The 1,777-nt window shown below is 68.7% G+C and carries 5 protein-coding genes; all 5 read right to left on the minus strand.

Annotated elements, in window-relative coordinates:
* Window positions 1-55: 55 nt before the first annotated feature.
* On the minus strand, window positions 56-259 hold the full coding sequence (locus LXT21_RS44665) for a hypothetical protein (RefSeq protein ID WP_254044382.1): 204 nt from the start codon (window positions 257-259) through the stop codon (window positions 56-58).
* A gap of 31 nt (window positions 260-290) precedes the next feature.
* The gene (locus LXT21_RS44670) at window positions 291-665 is read right to left on the minus strand and encodes a hypothetical protein (protein WP_254044383.1); all 375 of its coding nucleotides are present in this window, start codon (window positions 663-665) and stop codon (window positions 291-293) included.
* Complete coding sequence (locus tag LXT21_RS44675) at window positions 662-856, minus strand: hypothetical protein (protein WP_254044384.1); 195 nt, start codon at window positions 854-856, stop codon at window positions 662-664. The genes LXT21_RS44670 and LXT21_RS44675 overlap by 4 nt, the downstream gene beginning before the upstream one ends.
* Before the next feature lie 77 nt (window positions 857-933).
* Window positions 934-1,413 (minus strand): hypothetical protein, encoded by a 480-nt coding sequence (locus tag LXT21_RS44680; RefSeq protein WP_254044385.1) that lies wholly within the window; start codon window positions 1,411-1,413, stop codon window positions 934-936.
* Window positions 1,414-1,536: 123 nt separating this feature from the next.
* Window positions 1,537-1,692, minus strand: a complete 156-nt coding sequence (locus tag LXT21_RS44685) for a hypothetical protein (RefSeq protein ID WP_254044386.1) — start codon at window positions 1,690-1,692, stop codon at window positions 1,537-1,539.
* Between the last annotated feature and the right edge of the window lie 85 nt (window positions 1,693-1,777).

Here is a 1,777-nt window from a genome sequence, read left to right on the forward strand (position 1 = left end):
GCGCAAACGCGCGGCCTTCTTCGTTGCCTTCTGAAACCCCGCCATGCTGCTCTCCTCACTCGTAGCGCTCGCCCGCGTCCTGCTCGGCGCGGCGAATCAGCTCGCGTTCCATCGCGGTGGTGTCATCAACCGCGTCTGTCCATTCGTGGTCCCGCCACTGATGCGGGCCTGTGTGTCCGTCCTCGCGCTCGCACAGCACCCAGCTCTTCTCGGGGTGCTCCGCGTACGCGTGGCATCCGTACTGACTTGATAGGTCCACTATCCGGCAGACTACTTGTTGGGTCTGACGTTCAGCGCCCGTGCGCGTTCGCGAGTTCGACGCCTTCGCGCCAGTGGTTGCTGCGCGCCCACCACAGCTCGACACCGAGCGCCGCGTAGAGAGCCGACGCAGCAACGGCCAGGTCGTTGAGGGACTTCCTCGCGGCCGTCACGCGGCGCTGTAGCTCGCGCCACCGCGACTGGGTGGCGTCGGTCCCGTTGGGCACGAGGTCGCGCAGTTCGTCCTCCGCTGCGCGCAGCGCTTCACGCTCCGCGGCTTCGCGCTCGGGGAGTTGCTCCGCCTCCTCGATGCACTCCTCGATGACGTCCACCTCTCCGGGACGCCACCACTTCCTGAGCGTCCGGAGTCGCGCGCAGCAGTCCGACAGCTCGCCCACGCAGCTCATGGGCTCACCATGTTGATGCGCGTGCAGTGGCACGCGGTGTCGGCCCGCTCGGCCACCTCGACGGCGACGTCCCACGCGGGGTGGTGCGCGTCGAGCGTTGCCTCGCCGCCGGCCTGGGCCGCGTCCCACGCTTCCACCAACGACGTGAGGTTCACCTCGCCGGAAGCGTCGCGGTGCTCTACGAGGTGCATCAGCATCCACCTGCGGATGCTCGAGCGCGAGTGGACGTCCGGCCCGCGCTCGGTGTGAATGAGGGTAGGGGAGCCCATTACGCGCCGCCCTTCGTCAGCGGGTAACGGGCCCGCCACCACCGGCGCCAGAGCGGGTAGGCGAGGCGCCACGCGAAGCCGACAGCACCCACCCAGCCGAACGCGTACGCCAGCAGGCCCAGCGACATCCAAGGCTGTCTCCGACGAAGCAGCGCAGCTCGCGGCGTGCACTCCACCTGGATGGGCTCGCGCCCCTCCGCCTCGGCCCGCTCACTCTCCCGGGCGGCGATGCTGTCCAGCTCCGCCCCGTAGACGGCGTCCAACAGCGACACCGCCAACATCACGACCGCGAGCCACCCGACCGTCACCGGGCTCAGCATCAGGGCTGCGAAGATGCCCGTGGGGGGAATGGGCATCCCGAGCGTGTCCCGGTGCTCCCCCCAGACCGCGCCCAACAGCGCGGACACGTAGAGCCCGCGCTCGGCGTGCCACGTCTTGATGCGGGGAGCGCGCCGGAGCGCATCCGCCGTCTCATTCACTGCACGCCGGAGCCAGGGACCTGGGCTCTCCCGCTCATCGACCACACGACAAAGCTCCGCCAGCAGGCCCATTTCGAGCCTCCATTCAGAAGGGGTTGAGAGGTGCCGGGACAGGCCCGGGGACTACTTCGGCTGACTCGGGACCTTCTTCAGCGCGTCACGCACCCGGACGAGCAGTCCAGATGGTCCGAGGTCCCAGGGGTTGTGCTCCCGGCTGCTGGAGAGGGCGTGCTCGATGTCCACCAACAACTGCTGAAGGTCTTCGTCTGCGTCCGCCACTCGCCCAGAGCGACTATCCGGCATTGCCACCATCCTCCGGAGGAGGGGTGGACTTGTTGTCCTCATCCTCCGTGTCCATCCCGGG

The sequence above is a fragment of the Myxococcus guangdongensis genome, assembly GCF_024198255.1.
Lineage (GTDB): Bacteria > Myxococcota > Myxococcia > Myxococcales > Myxococcaceae > Myxococcus > Myxococcus guangdongensis.

Excerpts from the sequence above, each read along its gene's own strand:
- LXT21_RS44670 (WP_254044383.1), bottom strand. The coding sequence starts at position 665 with ATGAGCTGCGTGGGCGAGCTGTCGGACTGCTGCGCGCGACTCCGGACG.
- LXT21_RS44675 (WP_254044384.1), bottom strand. The coding sequence starts at position 856 with ATGCACCTCGTAGAGCACCGCGACGCTTCCGGCGAGGTGAACCTCACG.